The organism is Niveispirillum irakense DSM 11586 (genome assembly GCF_000429645.1).
Taxonomy (GTDB): Bacteria; Pseudomonadota; Alphaproteobacteria; order Azospirillales; family Azospirillaceae; genus Niveispirillum; species Niveispirillum irakense.
Genome location: NZ_KE386935.1, coordinates 36,605 through 56,445, shown reverse-complemented (window position 1 = coordinate 56,445; position 19,841 = coordinate 36,605). Strand labels below are relative to the sequence as shown.

Annotated in this window: 13 protein-coding genes; 10 read left to right on the top strand and 3 right to left on the bottom strand. The window is 62.0% G+C overall.

Annotated elements, in window-relative coordinates:
• Positions 1-12: 12 nt before the first annotated feature.
• The gene (locus G473_RS0122340) at positions 13-1,194 is read right to left on the bottom strand and encodes a zinc-dependent alcohol dehydrogenase (RefSeq protein WP_425411591.1); all 1,182 of its coding nucleotides are present in this window, start codon (positions 1,192-1,194) and stop codon (positions 13-15) included.
• Positions 1,195-1,460: 266 nt separating this feature from the next.
• Here G473_RS0122340 and G473_RS28380 point away from each other — a divergent pair, with 266 nt between their 5' ends.
• Positions 1,461-3,077 carry an FAD-dependent oxidoreductase gene (locus tag G473_RS28380; RefSeq protein WP_051330604.1) on the top strand — a complete coding sequence of 539 codons (1,617 nt, stop codon included), beginning with the start codon at positions 1,461-1,463 and terminating at the stop codon, positions 3,075-3,077.
• 161 nt (positions 3,078-3,238) lie between these two features.
• On the top strand, positions 3,239-4,231 hold the full coding sequence (locus G473_RS0122330) for a LacI family DNA-binding transcriptional regulator (protein WP_029014934.1): 993 nt from the start codon (positions 3,239-3,241) through the stop codon (positions 4,229-4,231).
• Here G473_RS0122330 and G473_RS0122325 read toward each other — a convergent pair whose 3' ends face one another.
• Together G473_RS0122325 and G473_RS0122320 are read right to left on the bottom strand one after the other, a co-directional pair.
• Complete coding sequence (locus G473_RS0122325) at positions 4,232-5,824, bottom strand: sodium:solute symporter (RefSeq protein WP_029014933.1); 1,593 nt, start codon at positions 5,822-5,824, stop codon at positions 4,232-4,234.
• Between the two features lie 267 nt (positions 5,825-6,091).
• Positions 6,092-7,195 carry a hypothetical protein gene (locus tag G473_RS0122320; protein WP_029014932.1) on the bottom strand — a complete coding sequence of 368 codons (1,104 nt, stop codon included), beginning with the start codon at positions 7,193-7,195 and terminating at the stop codon, positions 6,092-6,094.
• 238 nt (positions 7,196-7,433) lie between these two features.
• Here G473_RS0122320 and G473_RS0122310 point away from each other — a divergent pair, with 238 nt between their 5' ends.
• The 8 genes from G473_RS0122310 to G473_RS0122275 all read left to right on the top strand — a co-directional run bounded on the left by G473_RS0122310 (position 7,434) and on the right by G473_RS0122275 (position 19,810).
• Positions 7,434-8,066 (top strand): hypothetical protein, encoded by a 633-nt coding sequence (locus tag G473_RS0122310; RefSeq protein WP_029014931.1) that lies wholly within the window; start codon positions 7,434-7,436, stop codon positions 8,064-8,066.
• A gap of 217 nt (positions 8,067-8,283) precedes the next feature.
• On the top strand, positions 8,284-10,767 hold the full coding sequence (locus tag G473_RS0122305) for a TonB-dependent receptor domain-containing protein (protein WP_029014930.1): 2,484 nt from the start codon (positions 8,284-8,286) through the stop codon (positions 10,765-10,767).
• A 121-nt stretch (positions 10,768-10,888) separates the two neighbouring features.
• Positions 10,889-12,706 (top strand): alpha-amylase family glycosyl hydrolase, encoded by a 1,818-nt coding sequence (locus tag G473_RS0122300; RefSeq protein WP_029014929.1) that lies wholly within the window; start codon positions 10,889-10,891, stop codon positions 12,704-12,706.
• A gap of 13 nt (positions 12,707-12,719) precedes the next feature.
• Entirely contained in the window at positions 12,720-13,604 is an 885-nt protein-coding gene (locus G473_RS0122295) for an ROK family protein (RefSeq protein WP_029014928.1), read from the top strand.
• 136 nt (positions 13,605-13,740) lie between these two features.
• Complete coding sequence (locus G473_RS28375; RefSeq protein ID WP_161631030.1) at positions 13,741-15,504, top strand: tannase/feruloyl esterase family alpha/beta hydrolase; 1,764 nt, start codon at positions 13,741-13,743, stop codon at positions 15,502-15,504.
• Between the two features lie 5 nt (positions 15,505-15,509).
• Positions 15,510-16,766, top strand: coding sequence for an SGNH/GDSL hydrolase family protein (locus G473_RS0122285; RefSeq protein WP_029014927.1), 1,257 nt, complete (start codon positions 15,510-15,512; stop codon positions 16,764-16,766).
• A 129-nt stretch (positions 16,767-16,895) separates the two neighbouring features.
• The gene (locus G473_RS0122280; protein WP_029014926.1) at positions 16,896-19,241 is read left to right on the top strand and encodes a TonB-dependent receptor; all 2,346 of its coding nucleotides are present in this window, start codon (positions 16,896-16,898) and stop codon (positions 19,239-19,241) included.
• A gap of 56 nt (positions 19,242-19,297) precedes the next feature.
• On the top strand, positions 19,298-19,810 hold the full coding sequence (locus tag G473_RS0122275) for a DUF3237 domain-containing protein (protein WP_051330602.1): 513 nt from the start codon (positions 19,298-19,300) through the stop codon (positions 19,808-19,810).
• Positions 19,811-19,841: the final 31 nt, after the last annotated feature.

Sequence of the window (19,841 nt, the reverse complement as noted above, 5' to 3'; positions counted from 1 at the left end):
TAGGACAGCCTGTCAGGATGGCCGCATCACCACCTTGATGCAGCCATCCTGTTTCTCCCGGAAGGCGCGATAAAGCTCAGGCCCCATATCCAGGCCGGCGCGATGGGTGATGACGAAGGAGGGATCGACATCGCCCGCCACCACCTTTTCCAGCAGGGGCCGCAGGTAGCGGTGGGTATGGGTCTGGCCGGTGCGTACCGACAGGCCCTTGTTCATCAGGGCGCCGAACGGCACCTTGTCCAACAGGCCGATATAGACACCGGGGACCGACAGGGTGCCGCCCTTGCGGCAGCACATGATGATTTCCCGCAGCACATGCGGCCGGTCGGTGCCAAGCGCCACCAGCGTTTTCGCCTTGTCCAGCACGGCATCAAAGGCACCGCCGGCATGGGCCTCCGTGCCCACGCAATCAATGCACCGGTCGGGGCCGCGCCCGCCCGTCATTTCCATCAACGCATCATAAATATCGGTTTCGGCGAAATTCAGCGTCTCCGCCTTGCCATAGCGCGCGGCCATGGTGAGCCGTTCCGGCACCCGGTCGATGGCAATGACACGGGCCGCCCCCATCAGCCACGCGCTCTGGATGGCGAACTGGCCGACGGGGCCGCAGCCCCATATCGCCACGGTGTCGCCGGGCTCAATCTCCGCATTTTCCGCCGCCATATAGCCGGTGGGGAAGATATCGGACAGGAACAGCACCTGTTCATCATCCAGCCCGTCCGGCACCTTGATGGGGCCGACATCGGCATAGGGCACGCGGATATAATCCGCCTGCCCGCCGGCATAACCGCCCAGCATGTGTGAATAGCCGAACAGCCCGGCGGGGGAATGGCCCATCGCCTTTGCCGCCATTTCTGCATTGGGATTGCTGCGGTCGCAGAGGGAGAACAGCCCCTTGCGACAGAAGAAGCAATCGCCGCAGGAAATGTTGAACGGGATCACCACCCGGTCGCCGGGCCGCAGATTGGTCACCTCCCAGCCCACCTCCACCACCTCGCCCATGGTTTCGTGCCCCAGCACGTCGCCATGTTCCATGGTCGGCATATAGCCATCATACAGGTGAAGATCGGAGCCGCAGATCGCGCAGCTTGTCACCTTGATGATGGCATCGCGCGGATTTTCGATTTTGGGGTCGGGAACCGTGTCGTAACGGATGTCGCCTTTGCCATGCCAGCACAGCGCCTTCATCGTCATCTTCCCTTCTGGTGGTGACCAAGCGGCTGAACAGAATTTCTTTAAGGAAACGGCGGCAGATCAGGTCCGTTCCGGATTAAATGAAGTCTCGCCGGCCAAAAAAGGGCGTGGCGGCGAATGCGGGGTGCTCCGGATGGAAACGGGGTGCGGCGGGAACGGGGCTGCTGTTGGCCGGGTTTCCCAGGCATCACGACAGTACGCGGTCAGCCGCGACGGCAGCCGATCTGCCGTTGCACGACCGCCCTTATTGCAGGGAGAGCGACCCCATGACCGGTACCGGCGAGAGCATTTCCATCTGGATGGACCCCATCGCCCCGCAGGCGCCCAGCCAGCGCGCCATGCCGCATCCGGGGGAGCCGCCGACGTCATCCGGTCTGGACCGGGATTCCGCCCTGGCATTTGCGCCTTACACCCTGGCACGGGGGGAGGATGCGCGCGTGGCCGATGTGGTGGTGGTGGGTGCCGGGCTGGCTGGGCTGACAGTGGCCTATCTGCTGCTGAGAGAAGGGCGGCAGGTTCTGGTCATCGACAAGGACGGCCCGTCCCAGGGGGAAAGCGCCCGTACCACGGCGCATCTTTCCTGTGTGATTGATGATGGTCTGGTCTTTCTGGAAGGGCAGGTCGGGGAAGAGGGGGCGCGGCTGGCCGTGCAAAGCCACGCCGCCGCCATTGACCGGATCGAACGGCTGGTGAATGAGGAAGGGATCGACTGTGATTTCCGCCGGGTGGATGGCTGGCTGATCCCGGCCAGGTCGGAGGATGCCGATTATATCCGCGATGAGTTGGCGGCGGCCCACCGGCTGGGCCTGTTGGATGCCAGCCTTCGCGATGATCTGGTGCTGGGCGGGCGCAGGCTGGCGCCGTCCATCCGCTTCCCGCTGCAGGCGCAGTTTCACCCGGTGAAATACATGGCGGCGCTGGCGTGTATCATCCAGGACCGCGGCGGGTTGATTGTGCGCGGGCAGCAGGTGACAGGCGTGGAGGGGGGCGAATATGCCACCATCCGCCTGGCCGATGGCCGGGCGTTGAAATCCAGGGCCTGTGTGGTGACAACCAACAGTCCCATCGTGGATAAATATGCCATCCACACCAAACAGGCGCCCTACCGTACCTATGCTGTGGCGCTGACATTGCCGCCGGGCGCGGTGACCCCGGCCCTTTGGTGGGATACGGCAGAGCCCTATCATTATATCCGCCTGCAGCCGGGAACGGGGGAAGACCTGCTGATCGTGGGCGGGGAGGACCATAAGACGGGGGAGGCCGATGATATGGATGCCCGCTTCCACCGGCTGGAAATGCTGGCCCGTGACTTTTTCCCCCAGGTGGGGGAGGTGCGGCACCGCTGGTCGGGCCAGGTGCTGGAGCCGTTTGACGGTCTGGCCTTTATCGGCCGCGATCCCGCCAACACGGCCAACATCCTGATCGCCACGGGTGATAGCGGCATGGGTATAACCCATGGCACCATTGCCGGCATGCTGCTGACCGATCTGTTGCAGGGGCGGGCTAACCCGTGGGCGGACCTTTACGACCCGTCGCGCAAACCGCTGCGCAACCTGAAGCGCGCGGTGAAAGAGAATTTCGACGCGATGCGGGAGATGATTGCCGGCTCCATCGCTGAGACGCCGGCCATGGCCGCCATCCCGCCCGGCTCTGGTGCCGTGGTGCGGATGGGGGGCGAGAAGGTGGCGGCCTATGTGGATGAGGAAGGCGGGGTCACCTGCGTTTCCGCCACCTGCACCCATCTGGGCTGCACGGTGCAATGGAACCCGCTGGAGAAAAGCTGGGACTGCCCCTGCCATGGCAGCCGCTTTGCCATTGATGGTGCCGTGCTGGCCGGCCCGGCCACGGCACCGCTGGCCCCGGCAGAGCAGCAGCCGGGTTGAGAAAGCGATGAAGCCACAGCGCCCCGGTGGCAGGGGCGGGAATGATCTGTTAACTTATCTGACTATCGTATGCCGACGCTGAGCGGCGAGGGGGGCCCCCGCCCCCTGTCGCCCGCGTCGATGGTAATGGTCAGATCATCCCCATGGCGCCAAATATCAAAATGACGGATATCGCCCGGCTGGCGGGCGTGTCGGTTTCCACCGTGTCGCGGGCGCTGTCCGGCAGTTCGCTGGTGCCGGAGGCGAAGCGGGAAGAGATATTGGCGCTGGCCAATGAACATGGCTATGTCATCAACGAGCAGGCGCGCAATCTGCGCCTGAAGAAGACCCGTACCATCGGCGTGGTGATCCCGTTGGGGCACGAGGTGGGGCAGTTGATCTCTGACCCGTTCTTCATCGAGCTGTTCGGCCGGCTGGCGGACGAAATCACGGCGCGCGATTATACCGTGCTGCTGTCCAAGGTGGCCAAGCCGGAACCGGGCTGGCTGGACCGGTTGATCCAGTCCCGCAAGGCCGATGGCCTGATTGTCATCGGGCAGAGCGACCAGCACGCGGCGTTGAACGAGGTTGCCCGCGATTATCTGCCCCTGGTGGTCTGGGGCGCGCATCTGCCCAGCCAGACCTATTGCTCCGTCGGGTCGGACAATATTGGCGGCGCGCGGGTGGCGGTGGAACATCTGATCCGCAAGGGCCGGCGGCATATCGCCTTTCTGGGCGTGCCGCTGCTGCCGGAGGTGGGGTTGCGCTATGAGGGCTATCGCCGGGCGCTGACCGCCGCCGGCATTACGGAAGATCCGGCCCTGATGGCGCCGGCCCATTTCACCGTGGATACGGCCTATGACACGGTGCGCAGCCTGATTGAGAGCAAGACCCGGTTTGATGCCATCTTCGCCGTGTCGGACGTGATCGCCATCGCGGCGATCAAGGCGCTGAACGCCGCCGGGCTGCGGGTGCCGGAGGATGTGGCTGTTGTCGGCTTCGATGATATCAACATCGCCGCCTATGTCAGCCCCACCCTCAGCACCGTGCGCCAGGATCTGGCGCGTGGGGCCAAGGTGATGATTGACCTGCTGTTCCGCCGGATGGAGGGGGAGGATACCCCCTCCGCCACCATGGCGGCAGAACTGGTGGTCCGCCAGTCCAGCGGGGCCTGATCAGCGGAAAATCCACACGATCACAGCCGTCAGCACCAGCAGGGCCGCCCCCTGCACCCGGTAATTCTGCCAGAGCGGTTGACCGCGCAGCGACTGGGTTTCGGCATCGAAATCGGCGCGGGTCCACATAAGGGTGCGGGCCTTGGCCCGGTCGGGCGGGGCGGTCAACAGGCTGGCCAGGATCACCGCGGCCAGCGACAGGGCGAACAGCAGCGTGGCCGCCAGCAGGAAATGCAGATGGATAGTGCCTGCCACCTGTATGCCGTAGAACAGCAGACCGCCGGCCACCAGCCCCACCACCACGCCGGCACGGGCACCGGCCACATTGGCCCGGTCCCAGAAAATGCCGGCCAGGAACAGGGCCACCACGGGCGGCACGGCATAGGCCAGCACGGCCTGGAGATATTGCCACAGCGTATCGGTCATGCTTTCCACCACCGGCACCCAGGCGACCGACAGCACCATGAAGCAGAGCGTGGTGATGCGCCCGATCCGCACCAGGGCCGTTTGCGACACGTCCGGCTTGAAACGGCGCACAAAATCCATGGTGACGAGGGTGGAGGCGGAATTGAAGGTGCTGGCGATGGACGACATGATGGCCGCCAGGAAACCCGCCACCACAATGCCGATCACGCCCACGGGCAGCAGATCAAAAATCAGCGTCGGATAGACCAGATCGGCCCGTTCCAGATTGGGATACATCAGGATGGCGGCGGAACCCGGCAGCACCATCAGGAACAGCACCGGCAGTTTCAACAGCCCGGCAAACAGGCTGCCCCAGCGGCCATGGTTCAGATCCTTGGCCGACAGCACGCGCTGAACCATGAACTGGTTGGTACACCAGAAATACAGCCCGATCAGCGGCACGCCGGAAATCAGCCCCGTCCAGGGCAGGTTCTCATCCCCTGCCGGGCGGATCAGGCTCATCTTCTGCGCATCCACGCCGGCCATCACGGCATCCCAGCCGCCGGCCTTATCAAAGGCGAACAGGGCCACGAAGATGGACGCCCCGCACAGGATCACCGCCTGCACCACCTCTGTCACCAGCACGGCCTTCAACCCGCCGGCAGCGGTATAGGCCCCGGCGGCCAGCGCCAGCAGCCCGGCGATCTGCCACAGCGGCACATCGGGGAAGATCAGCTTGAACATTAGCGCCCCGCCGAACAGGGTGCCGGCCGTATCCACCACGATGTTGAGGAAGATGGTCAGACCGGAGAAATAGAGCCGGATGGACCCGTCAAACCGGCGTTCCAGAAATTCCGGCATTGTATAAACCTGACTACGCAGGATGACAGGCAGCAGGAACAGACAGAAGAAGACCAGCACGATGCTGGCCATCCATTCATAATTATAGACGGAAATCCCCGTGGCATAAGCCGCACCCGCCAACCCGATCAGGGTGGTGGAGGAAATGTTGGACGCCAGCAGCGCCAGCCCGATCGTAGGCCATGTCGAACTGCGCGAAGCCAGGAAATAATCTGTGGCCGTCTTGGACTGGCGCGAGGCAAACAGCCCCAGCGCCACGATGGCGGCCAGATAGACCCCGATAATGGTGGCATCCAGCCCCGAAAGCTGGCCGAACCCTTGCGGCATGGCGCGTTTTCTCCCCCGATGGACTTGAGAGGGCGGTGGGTTCCGCCCTGGTATTAGGGTGGATCATACGCGGGGGGAGGCGGATTTGCAAACGATTGCATGAAGATTTTATGGCGTGCAGATTTTTGCTTGCGCGCCATCTGGGTCTTTACGAAAGTTGAGATGGCGACTGGAGGTCGACATAGCAAGATATGCGCTGTCGGGCGGTGCATGCTACTGTATAGATGCTCTGATGGGCAATTGTTCAGCATTCTATATGGATCTAATCTACCAAATTACATCTAGATCATCGTCATAGCGTATCTTATGCATGATGGCTTGCATGTTGTGTTCGGGGAGTATGCGGGTAACCCGCTTTTTATTCACTTCGTATCCCGGATAGGGATCATCGATCACCTGCTCGAAGAATTCACGATATCGGTCTTCAAGCCGATTTGCAATTTCGCCCAGGAATATATGGACCGTCTCATAGTCGGAAATAACAACCGCTGGTTCATTTAAATTTTCTAAATTATTAAAAAACCTTACGATATTATCACCGCCTTCAACGAAAAGAGGTCGACGTCCATCAAAATATACTGTTTCAATTTGTTCACGTATAGGATCTATGTTGCCGTGGATAGCAAAATTTCGCTTGTCCATCACACGTTTGAAGTCTCCATAAACAGTACTAGTCTGGTCTATTGGCTCTCGGAAACCATGGCAATTCTCTGAAAGGTTTCTGATGCGCTCTGGAATACTAGAACGTATAAATGCCTCGTAGGTAGATCGGTCGTTGCGCACCTCATCTTTACAAAAAATAAGAATGATCATGTTTATGAAGGCTTCGGCCATTACCGGCGTCATTAGCTTGAGTTTCAAACAGTCTCCATACAGATTGTCTGACCGTTTGCCTAGCCGCTTGATGTCTGAAGTATAACGCCGCAAAGAACGTTTTCTGGTGATTGCCGGAAGGGGATGCATTGAAGAGGTATCAAGAATTGCTTGGTGTATCTCGGCACAAAGATTGGCCAAGGCATAGTACTTATTCTGGAATACAACAAATTTTTCAAAGCTACGCATCACCTCTGATTTTGCACGACCGATGCGACTGAAGTCTGCCTTAAGGGCTAGGATAAGGTTTTGCCAGTCAGTATCGCGCAAGAATTCAGAGATATGGAAATGGATATCCCGCGAGGTGCCAGCGATATACACATCGACGCCATCGGCTTTTAGATTGAAGTCCCAGTGAATCCAGTTGTCGCTATCGTCCCTACGCAGGAAACTCTGGAAGCCGTTGGGGGGGCCGAACCGGGCTCGTAGGTACGCATAGACATCGACAGGTTTGAGATAGGTGCGCACGATCAGAAAGGCGCTATTTTTTGATTTCATTTTCCCAGGCTTCCGACCATAGAAAGCCGCGATCTCTTTTCGTGTGGCGCATACCCAGGACGTGACGTCTATTGATTTTACCACGCTATATGTCCGCTCATTTCTGAGCTGTCTTCCACTCTTCATTTTGCGGCGGCTTCAGCCTAGCGCGCAATAATCATGTCGCCCGCAACTTCATCATCAGCTAAGATAATCAGGAACAAGCACCGTTGGTCCTGCATAGATGCCTCCACGCCCATTGACTGATTTCGAGGCTCCCATTGCAAAGGCCGTTGTCGAACTCGGCTTGATGCAGGGTTGGGAGTTTGCAGCCTTCCTTGAGACGTCAAGAGGCAAGTTGATCGAGATTCGTACCCTCATGCGGAAGGATGGGGCTGATCCAAGCCAGGATGTGCACGCTAAAGCGGCGGCAGGTGCGCCGATCGTCGTTCACCACAACCATCTCTCACAGGAATCTCTCAGCTTTGCCGATTGGAACGGCCTAGCGACTATATTCGATGAGACATTTGCTCACTGTGCAGATGGTACGATCTATTGGGGTCGCGTGCTAAATCCCTGTTATGTCAAGAAAATCGTTTTCTGTTCGGCGCAGAAGGTTTCGATGGATGCCGAAAACCATCTTTTTATTATCCTAAATAATAATCCTAATTGGACAAGTAGTGCGGCGGAAACAGCCAGCTTCTTCCGAAAGGAAGTCATTAACCGTGCCATGCGCCTGCGTAATTTCGTGGATTACGAATACTCATGGGGAAAGAAGCTTCTCCCATGCGGCGTAGTTGGCGCAACGTCGGCATACCCTGCCGGAGTGAATGGAAGTAAGATAAACGATTTTATCGATCAGGCAGCGACTCAGTTGGCCCCACTCCTCTAGGGTTAATCCCATGGTGAGCCTGAGGTTAACTGCTGCGAGCGAGCGTTGCTTTAGGTGGTTTGGCCCCAAAGAGATGAAAAGGATAACGACTCACCCCAACCTATCCAAAATCACACTTGCAATCGTTTGCAATCCCCCTATCATCACTCTCGAAGCAAAGGGCGCCGAGCAACGGGGCCCGTATTGACCATCCGGTCTTTGAGGGAGTGAGTCGATCATGAAGAGCAGTTTGTTGCGTGCGTCCGCTATGGGCGCAGCGCTGGCCGCGTGCGGCCTTTCCGTGGCGCAGGCCCAGGATATCCAGGGCACTCAGGTGGCGCAGGCCGCCCCGGCGGCTGATAATGCGGTGCCGGTGAATGACGGTCTGCTGCTGGATGAAATCGTGGTGACCGCCGTGGTCAGCCAGACCTCCAAGATGCGCAGTTCCGTCTCCGTCTCCGCCCTGTCGGCGGATGATCTGCTGCAATCGGCACCGCGCAGCACAGCCGAGATTTTCCGCAATATTCCCGGTATCCGGTCGGAATCCAGTGGTGGCGAAGGCAATGCCAATATCGCCGTGCGCGGGTTGCCGGTGGCCGCCGGTGGTGCCAAGTTCCTGCAATTGCATGAAGATGGCCTGCCGGTCATGGAATTTGGCGATATCGCCTTTGGTAACGCCGACATCTTCCTGCGCGCCGATGCCAATGTGGCACGGGTGGAGGCGATCCGGGGTGGCTCTGCCAGCACGCTGGCCAGCAACTCCCCCGGCGGCGTGATCAACTTCATCTCCAAGACCGGTGACAAAGAGGGCGGCAGCTTCGCCATCACGCGCGGGCTGGATTATGACACCACGCGCGGCGATTTTGAGTTTGGCGGCTCGCTGGGCGATGACTGGACGGCCCATATTGGCGGCTTCTACCGCGAGGGTGAGGGCGCGCGGAACGCCAATTACACGGCGGAGAGCGGCGGGCAGGTGAAGGCGAACCTGACGCGGAACTTCGAGAATGGCTATGCGCGGGTCTATTTCAAATATCTGAATGACCGTGCCGCAGGCTATCTGCCGCAGCCCGTGCTGATCAGCGGCACCAACAGTGATCCCAAGATCCGCTCCATCGCCGGTTTCAGCATACTTGATGACAGTTTGCACACGCCCAATTTCCTGACCAATGTCGGGCTGGATGGCAACAATAACCCCCGCACCAGCAGCCTGAAGGACGGGATGCACCCGGTTTCCACCGCTGTGGGGGCGGAGTTCAAGTTCGATCTGGCCGATGGCTGGTCGGTCGCCAACAAGCTGCGCGTGGCCGATACAAGCGGCCGTTTCGTCAGCCCCTTCCCGCAGGAGGTGATGGGCGCCCAGGCCCTGGCCACCGCCATCGGCGGGGCCGGCGCCACCCTGCGCTATACGGACGGCACCAGCATCGGCAACCCGGCCAGCCTGAATGGCAACGGGCTCGCCTCACGGGTGGCTTTGTTCGATGTGGAGATCAATGATTTCTCCAACCTTGCCAATGATTTCAAGCTGACCAAGAGCATTGTCAGCGGCGAAAGCGTGATCGACCTGACCGCCGGCTATTACAAGGCCCGCCAGAATATCGAGATGGACTGGCTGTGGAATACCTATGTGATGGATGTGAAGGGTCAGGATGGTCGGCTGCTGGATGTCTATGACAGCAACGGGCAGAAGCTGACCAGCAATGGCTTGCTGGCCTATGGCGTGCCGCTGTGGGGCAATTGCTGCACAAGGCGCTATGACACCCAGTACGATATCGACGCGCCCTATGTGTCGGCGGCGTGGGAGATGGGAAGCTGGAACCTGGACGGCTCTCTCCGTCGGGACGAGGGCAGGGCGCGCGGCACCTATACTGCCAGCCGTCAGGCGACGGTGGATGTGAACCGCGACGGCGTGATCTCCGCGCCTGAACGGTCCGTCTCCGTGATCGACAGCGCCAACCCGCAACTGGTGAATTATGACTGGGGCTATTGGTCCTGGTCGGTTGGTGCCAACTATATGATCAACCCTGATCTGGCGGCCTTTGCCCGCGTCAGCCAGGGCGGTCGCGCCAATGCGGACCGGCTGCTATTCGGCCGTGTGCGGGCCGATGGCTCCGTCGCCAAGGAAGATGCGGTCGATATGGTGGACCAGTACGAGGCGGGCCTGAAATGGCGCGGTGACGGGATCAGCCTGTTCGCCACCGCGTTTTATGCCAAGACGCAGGAACAGAATTTCGAGGCCACCAGCCAGCGCTTCTTTGACCGCACCTATGAGGCCAAGGGCATCGAGCTGGAAGCATCTTACCGGTATGACGGGTTCCTGCTGACCGGTGGCGCCACCTGGACGGATGCGGAAATTTCCAAGGATGCGCTGACGCCCGCCTTCAAGGGCAATACGCCCCGCCGGCAGGCCAAGCTGATCTATCAGGTGACGCCATCCTACAGCTATGACGTCTTCACCATCGGCGCCAACATCATCGGCACCACCAAATCCTACGCCCAGGATAATAACGAGCTGGTGATGCCCGGCTATGCCCAGGTCAACCTGTTCGGCGATGTGTCCATCACCGAGGGGCTGTCCCTGTCGGTCAATGTCAACAACCTGTTCAATGCCAAGGGCCTGACGGAAGCCGAGGAAGGCAGCATCGTCGAGGGCGTGGATAACATCATCCGCGCCCGGTCCATCAATGGCCGCTCCAGCACCGCTACCCTGAAATACACGTTCTGACGGTGTGGTGCGACCGGCCGGGGCGGTTTCCTCCCCGTTTCCCCGGCCGGATTTTCCTGATGCGACCCCCGCTGCCAAGGCGGGGGTTCTTGTGCTTTCAAATAAAAGCGAGACCGTGCCGATGTCCGCCTTTCCCCTGGCCCTTTCCGATGATGCCAGCCTTGATACAGGGCTGGCCGACCGTATCGACCGGCATTGGCCCCATGTGCTGGCCGCCCTGCGCCCGCTTTATGGGCAGGGGGCGTGGGAACGCCTGCTGGCCGCCCGGCTGGTCGACGCCGCCCGGCAACGCCCGGCCGACCTGCGGGCCCTGGATCAGCAGCGCGTGGACGCGCCCGACTGGTTCCAGCGGCCCGAAATGGTGGGCTATTGCACCTATATCGACCGGTTCGCCGGCACGCTGGCCGGCACAAGATCAAGGCTGGATGAACTGACGCGCCTGGGCGTCACCTATTTCCACCCGCTGCCGCTGTTGAGGCCTTGTGAGGGCGACAGTGATGGCGGCTTCGCCGTGGCGGATTTCCGCCAGGTGGACCCCAAGCTGGGCACGATGGATGATCTGCGGGCGCTTGCCGCCGACCTGCGCGGGCGCGGCATCAGCCTGTGCTTGGATATCGTCTGTAACCACACGGCAGACAGCCATCCCTGGGCCCTGGCGGCGAAGGCGGGCGACCCCGCCTTCCGTGATTTCTACCATGTGGTGGAGAATGCGGCGGATGTGGCGGCACTTGAGGCGCATCTGGGACAGGTATTCCCACAGACGGCACCGGGCAATTTTACCTTTGTGCCGGAAATGGGCGGCCATGTCTGGACCACCTTCTACCCGTTCCAGTGGGATTTGAATTACGCCAATCCCGCCGTCTTTATCGAGATGGTGGATGTGCTGTTCTATCTGGCCAACCAGGGTGCGGAGGTGTTCCGCCTGGATAGCGCGCCGTTTTTGTGGAAGCGGGCGGGCACGGATTGCCGGGGCCTGCCGGAGACGCATCAGGTGGTGCGGGCCTGGCGCGCCCTGCTGGCCATCGTCGCCCCCGCCGTGGCCCTGAAAGCCGAAGCGATCGTCGGGCTGGATGAGGTATTGCCCTTCCTGGGCGATGCCGAACGGCCGGAATGCCATCTGGCCTATAATAACAGCGCCATGACGGCACTGTGGGCGGCCCTTGCCACGGGCGATGCACGGCCGTTGGCGCACTGCCTGGAAGATGCGCTGGCGCGTCCGGCGGATGCAGGCTGGCTGACCTATGTCCGCTGCCATGATGATATTATCTGGGCGGCCCTGGGCGGGGTAATCCCCAAGGAGCGGCTGGCCTGGATTTCCGATTTCTATGCCGGGAAGGTGCCCGGCTCCTTCGCCGATGGCAGGGTGTTCCAGGCGGAACCGGGGGCGGTGCCGTCGACCAACGGCATGGCGGCGTCACTGGCCGGGTGGCGGGACGGGGCCGATAATGCGGCGGCCCTGGCCCGGTTGCGGCTGCTCTATGGGGTCACTTTTGCGCTGGACGGTATCCCCGCGCTGTATATGGGCGATGAACGGGCGCTGACCAACGATGCTGATTATGCCGCCGATCCCGAACATGCCCTGGATGGGCGCTGGCTGCACCGGCCTGTGATGGACTGGAACCGTCCGGAAGGGGCGATCCATGCCGATATCGCCCGCTTCGCCCAATTGCGCCGGGACCGGGCCTGCATGCATGCGGCGAACCCGGCCCGACCGCTGAAAACTGATGATCCCGCCCTGCTGGCCTTTGACCGGCGGGCGGCGGATGGCGACCGGCTGGTTTGCCTGGGCCATTTCAACGGGGATGCGCGGATTGCCGACCTGTCGGACCTGTTGGGGGAAGGCCATTGGCATGACCTGCTGGACGGCAAGGCTGTGACAGCGCAGGCTGTGCCGCTGGGCCCCTGGGGCCTGCGCTGGCTGGTGAAGACGAACGGATAAGGGAAGGCGCAACATGCGTATCGCCGGTATTGAACTGGGGGGCACCAAGGTTGTTGTCGCGGCGGGCACTGGCCCGGATGACCTGACCCCGCCTGTGCGTGTCCCCACCACCGACCCTGCCAGCACCATGGCGGCCATCATCGGCGCGCTGGAAGGGCTGCGCCCGTTTGATGCCATCGGCATCGCCAGCTTTGGCCCCTTGTGCCTGGACCCGGCCGATCCGGAGGGGCTGCGCATCACAAAGACGCCGAAGCCGGGCTGGTCACAGACCCTGCTGGTGGCACCGCTGGCGCAACGGTTCGGCGTGCCGGTTTATCTGGATACCGATGTCAATGGTGCCGCCTTGGGTGAAGGGCGCTGGGGCGCAGCACAGGGGCTGGCCGACTTCGCTTATATCACCGTGGGTACCGGTATTGGTGTCGGGCTGGTGGTGAATGGGGCGCCGGTCCATGGGCTGCTGCATCCGGAAGCGGGGCATATCCTGGTCCGCCGTGATCCGGTGAAGGACCCGTTCACGGGCCATTGCCCCTTCCATGGCGACTGCCTGGAAGGGCTGGCATCCGGCCCGGCCATCGCCGCGCGGGTGGGCCGCCCGGCGGAAGAATTGGCCGATGATCATCCGGTCTGGGCGCTGGTGGGGGATTATATCGGCCAGCTTTGCGCCAATCTGCTGCTGGTCACCTCCCCCCGCCGTATCATCCTGGGGGGTGGTGTGGGCCAGCGCGCGGATGTGCGCAAGGCAGCGCTGGACGCTGCCCGCGCGCGTCTCGGGGGTTATGTGCAAAGCCCGGTGCTGGCCGGGGATTTCATTGTCGCCCCTGGCCTGGGTGACCGGGCGGGGGTGCTGGGCGCCTTGACCATTGTCAGCGCCCAGCATACAGATGCACGTCTTTCCTGATCCGATCCTGCTCCCCTTTTTCTACCCTCCCCCATCGAAAAATCCCCGAAACCTGCCTGAAATCGCCATTGCAATCGTTTGTAATGTGGGGGTATAGTTATATTTAAGAACAAAACGATGATGGGGGAGGATGGGAATGGGATTACAGCCCAGGACCATGATGCTGGCGGCATCCGCCACGCTGGCGCTGTTGACGCCAGCCGCCGGGGCCGCCACCACGACCGGCAGCGGCGGGGATCTGGCGGCGCATTGCGCTGCCCTGGCCCAGCAGATGCAGGGCCATTGGCCCGACCCTTCCACCCGGGTGCAGAAGGCTGAAAGCGTGCCAGAGGGCACCTTGCCGGTCTTCGGTCCTTTTGACGCCAAGCCGGACCCGGTTCAGCCCTTGAAGGCGCATTGCCTGATTGATGCTGTGATGGCCGAGCGCAAGGGTGTGGATGGTCAATCCTATGCCATCCGCTTCCGCGTGCGGCTGCCGGAGAGCTGGAACGGCCGGTTCCTGTTCCAGGGCGGTGGCGGCACCAATGGCGATATTGGCAATGGGCTGGGGTTCGTCCCCGGTGCGGGCCTGACGGAGCCGGCGATCAACCAGGGCTATGCCGTGGTCAGCCAGGATTCCGGCCATGACAATGACACCAATACCGATCCGGCCCGCGGCGGGCAGGTGGCCTTTGGCTGGGACCCGGAGGCGCGGCGCAACTATGCCTATGCCTCCCTGAAGCCGGTGGCCGATGGGGCGAAAGCGCTGGTCGCCCGCTTCTATGGAAAGCCGGCGGATCGCTCCTATTTCGCTGGCTGTTCCAAGGGCGGTCAGGAAGGGCTGATGTTCGCACAGCGCTTCCCCGATACGTTTGACGGGATCGTCGCCGGTGCGCCGGGCATGTCGCTGCCGCGCGCGGCCCTGGCGCAGAATTGGGATGTGCAGGTGTTCAGCCACCTGCTGACGCCGGATGGTGACGGAAAACGCTCCGTCTTCGATCTGGCCAAGACCTTCACGGCGCAGGATTTCAGCCTGATCCGCAAGGCGGTGCTGGATGCCTGCGACGCGGATGACGGGCTGGCTGATGGTATCGTCGCCCATTATGGCACCTGCACCGGCGCCAGGCTGGAAAAGGCGCTGGCGCAGGTTCAGTGCCAGCAGGACGGCGCGGATGCCTGCGTGGAGAGTGCGAAGATCAAGGCGCTCAGGGAATCCTTGGCCGGGCCGAAGGGGCGTGATGGCACCCCGCTTTATGCGCAATGGCCGTGGGATGCCGGGATCGGGTCCCAGGATTGGTCGGTCTGGAAACTGGGCCTGTCGCAACCGCCGGTGCCGGCATTGAATGTCGTGGTCGGCGGGGCCGCCCTGCACGGCATCTTCTCTGCCACCCCGCGCGCCCTGGGCGCGAACCCGCAGGAAATATTCCAGCAGCAACTGGCCTTCGATTTCGCCAAGGATGGCGACCTGATCTATCGCACGGCGCCGCCCTTCAACACAGCGCCTTGGGATGAGATGTCGGCCCGGTCCCCGGATATGGATGGGTTTCGGCGCCATGGCGCCAAGCTGATCGTGCCGCATGGCGTGTCGGACCCGGTCTTCTCCGTCAATGACACCACGGGCTGGTATCGGGAACTTGACGCCCGCTATGACGGCAAGGCCAAGGATTTTGTCCGCGTCTTCCCGGTGCCGGGCATGGGCCATTGCGGCAATGGCCCGGCCACCGACCGTTTCCCCGCCTTCCAGGCCATGGTGGCCTGGGTGGAGCAGGGGACGGCCCCCGACCGGCTGGTGGCGACGGCGGGCGCGCAAACCCCGTGGCCCGGTCGCACCCGCCCGCTCTGCCCCTATCCGACCTATGCCCGCTATGATGGCACGGGAAACAAGGAAGCCGCCGAGAGCTTCCAATGCACAGGGAGGTAACAAGCATGACCACGATGAATTTCAAACGGTTACTGACAGTCTCCGCCGCCGCTGCCGCCCTGCTGCTGTGGCAGGCGCCCCTGGCAGGGGCCGCTCCGGATGGGCGCTGGGTGCAAAGCTGGGCTTCCAGCCCGTCGCTGCCGGTGGCGAAGCTGCCGTTTGATTTCTGGCGCCCGCCGGCGGAAATCCAGGGCACCGCCCGCTACAAGATGCGCGTCAGCGCTGAAGGCGATGTGCTGCGGGTCAAGCTGTCGGCAGAAGGTCTGCCGGCCGATGTGCAGATTGGTGCTGCCACTGTCGCGCTGGCCGATGAAGCCGGTCGGATGGATGGGGCCACGGTGAAACCGCTGACCTTCAGCGGGGCCACTTCCACCCGCATCCCGGCTGGCGCCCCGCTGGTCAGCGATGTGGTGCCGCTGGCGGTGAAGGCAGGGAGCATCGTTTATGTCACCCTGCATCTGCCGCAACCGGTGGCGATCCCGCAGGCCGACCCGCTGCATGTGGTGGAAGTGGTGGCCGGTGGCGACCAGACCAAGGCGGCCAGCCTGACCGGTTCCCGCATCGAGACGGGACGGGAAATCGTGACGGGTATCCTGGTCCGGTCAACGAAGGAAGCCCGCACCATCGTCACCTTCGGGGATTCCATCACCGATGGCGCCGGCGCCAAAGACCCGCTGATGCGCGGCTGGCCCGACCAGTTTGCCGCCTTGCTGCGGGACAAGGGCCTGACCCATATCGGCATCGCCAATGCCGGCATTGGTGGCAACCGCGTCCTGCGGGACGAGGTGGGGGCGGCGGCTCTCGCCCGGTTCGACCGTGATGTGCTGGCCGTACCCGGTGCCACCGATGTGGTGCTGCTGGAAGGCATCAATGATCTGGGGCTGAGCGGGCTGCCCAACCCGCGGGGCCCTGGCAGCCATCCTGAGGTGACGGCGGCGGACCTGATTGCCGGCTACCGGCAATTGATCGCCCGGGCCCGGCTGGCGGGTCTGAAGATCCATGGCGCCACCCTGACGCCGTTCCTGGGATCGCCGTTTCCCGGCTATGCCACCCCGGTGAAAGAGCCGATCCGGCAGGAGATCAACCAGTGGATCCGCACCAGTGGTGAGTTTGACAGCGTCATTGATTTCGACACCGCCCTGCGCGATCCCGCCAGTCCGCAGCATCTGAAGCCCGCTTTCGATAGCGGCGACAAGCTGCACCCGTCCGATGCCGGCTATCGCGCCATGGCGGAGACGGCACTGGGCGTGCTGCTGAAGTAACGCGCCAGGAACCAAGCTTTCTCGAAAAGGGGAGGACCATGCCGCAGGGCGTGGACACCCCCCTCTTGCCTGAAATTCCGATGCAGTCGCCTTGTCGGCGCAATCAAACAAAATCAAGAGGGATGGAAAATGACAGACTCATGGAAGCTGACCAGGGCCGCGCTGATGGTGTCCGCCAGCGCCTTGCTGCTGACGCCTGCCGTCCTGGCGGCGGAAACGGCCAGCGATGATGATCTGCTGGCGGAAATTGTCGTCACCGCCCAGAAGGTGAAGGAAAACCTGTCCAAGGCGCCCATCGCCGTATCGGTGCTGAGCCAGGATATGCTCGACCGGCAGAACATCACGGCGGCTGATGATCTGGTCACCACCGTGCCCAACCTGCAATTCAGCCAGAACGGCTTCTCGATGCGCGGCATCGGCAGCAATAACGGCTTCAGCGGCTATTCCACCGTCGCCACCCAGATCGATGGTATCTACGCCCCGTTCCCCACCACCCTGACGCTGGGCATGTTCGATATCGGTGCCATCGAAGTGCTGCGCGGGCCGCAGGGCACGGTGCATGGCCGCAACGCCACGGCGGGCGTGGTGAATATCAACACGGCCGATCCCGGCAATGAGTATGCCGTGGCCGGCGATGTGCAATATGGCACGAACCAGGATCTGCAGGTCCGGGTGAATACCGATCTGCCGGTCAGCGATGATCTGGCGATCCGCATTTCCGCCTTCCGCCATGTCAATGACGGTCGCAACCCGCGCTATTCGGCGTCGGAACGGTTCGACAAGACCGATCAGACGGGGGTGCGCCTCACCTCTGTCTGGAATGCCGCTGATAATCTGACCTGGCGCCTGTCACTGAACTATGGCGAGGACCAGGGGACAACCCCGCTCATCTTCCTGTCCAGGTACAATTATTATCCCAATGCCAATCTGACGACCGGCACCTTCGGTCCGGTGGAGATCATCAAGACCCACCAGCCGAACCCCGGCATCCAGAATGTCCGCGACAACGTCAAGGACATCAAGGAATACGCCGCCCGGTCGCGGCTGACCTGGGAAGTTTCTGACGCCGTGACCGCGACCTATCTGGCCGGCTTCTCGGTCTTGAAGAATGACGGTGTGGAGGCGACGACCGGCGTCTTCTCCCAAGAATATCTGAACCAGCGGCAGGAAAGCAGCTCCCACGAAATCGACATTAATTTCGAGAGCGACAGCATCTCCCTGGTTGGCGGCGGTTATTATTATTGGGACGAGAAGCCGTCGGGCCAGCGCCTGCTGCATGCCGGCAACACGGCACCGGCCCCGTTCGGCAGCGTGTTCAATGCGTTCGGGCCGTTGGTGGCCGGGACGGGCAACCAGATTTCCACCATCAATGCCGTGGATGTGGTCAACACCTACACGGATTGGGGCAGTGAATCGAAGGCCATCTTCGCCCAGGGTACGTGGCGGGTGACGGACCGGTTCCGCCTGTTGGCGGGCGTGCGCTCCACCTGGGACACGGTCCATGGCGGCCAGCAGGAACTGGTCTGCCTGGGCGGCACCGTCACGCGGCAGAATATCGACAATGATACCTGCCCCGCCGGTGGCCTTGGCTTTACCGATGATACCGACCGCCCGTCACGTAAATTCAGCAAGGTCAGTTGGAAGGCGGGTCTGGATTATGACCTGACCGAAGATACGATGGCCTATGCCACGGTCAGCACCGGCTATCGCGCGGGCGGCCTGGAATCCAGCACCAACCCGGAACCCTATACCGGCTACCGGCCAGAGACGGTGACCAATTATGAACTGGGGCTGCGCAGCAACCTGCTGGACCGCCGCCTGTTCCTGTCGGCCACTGTCTTCAATATGGATTACAATGATTTGCAGGTGTCCAGCGTCATCAATTCCCCCAGCGGGCCGGTGGCGGTGACGACCAACGCGGCCAAGGCCCGCATCCGGGGCATCGAACTGGAGAGCCTGTTCCGGCCCACCCGCAATGACCGGCTGTCGGCCTATGTCTCGTTCCTGGATGCGAAGTACCGGTCCTTCCCCAACGCGTCGGACAATATGAACAGCGCCGACACGATGTATAATATCTTCGCCCCCATCCTGGGCTATGCGCCCATCGGCAGTGCGGTGGCGGATTTCTCGGGTAACCGGCTGGTCAATTCCCCGCGCTGGAGCGCGCGTCTGGGCTATGAACATATTGTCGATCTGCCCGATGGCAGCACGCTGACACCGGCAGTCGATTTCTACGTTCAGTCCAAGACCTACAGCGACAGCGGCAATTACATCCAGGGCCGCAATGGTGGCTACACGAAGACGGATGTGAACCTGCGCTGGGACAGTGCCGACCAGACCTATTACATCAATGGCTTCGTCAATAATCTGGAAGATAAGCGCATCGCCAGCCAGACCAGTGTGGTGTGGAGTTCGACCACCGTTTCCTATAACCCCGGCCGGACCCTCGGTGTGCGGGTTGGTGCCAGCTTCTGATCCTGATTGCCCCCGCCGGTCTGGCGGGGGCATCCCTGCTGTGAAGGGGTGGTGCCATGACGCAGATAGTGAGCCGGCGGGCAGCGCTTGCCGCCGTTCCGGCATTGGTTGGGGCTACGGGGCTGGTTTCGCCCGCCGCTGTGGCCGCACCGGCCTTCGAGGTGCCGAAGGCCGAGTTTGTTTATGAGGCGCTGGTGACGTTGGGCGCCGTGCAGGAGGTGGGGGAGACGCCGTTCGGCAGCCGTGTCCGCATCCCCATCACCGGCGGTACTTTCCAGGGCCCCCGCATCCGCGGCACGATCTTGCCTTCCGGTGAGGATTGGCAATTGATCCGCCCCGATGGCTTTACAATGGTGGAGGCGAATTACTGGCTGAAGGCGGAGGATGGCGCCATCATCCATATCGTCAATAAGGGGGTGATCGGCAAAGCCTATGGTCGCACCACCCCCTGGTTCGAGGCGCCGAACGGGCCGCACCAATGGCTGAACGAGGCAGTCTTTGTCGGTACCCTGGCCCCCGTAGCGGGGCGCGATGATGCCGTGACGATCCGGGTCTTCAAGCTGGTGTGAAGGCTGGCGGCATCGGGTGTGATGCCGCCAG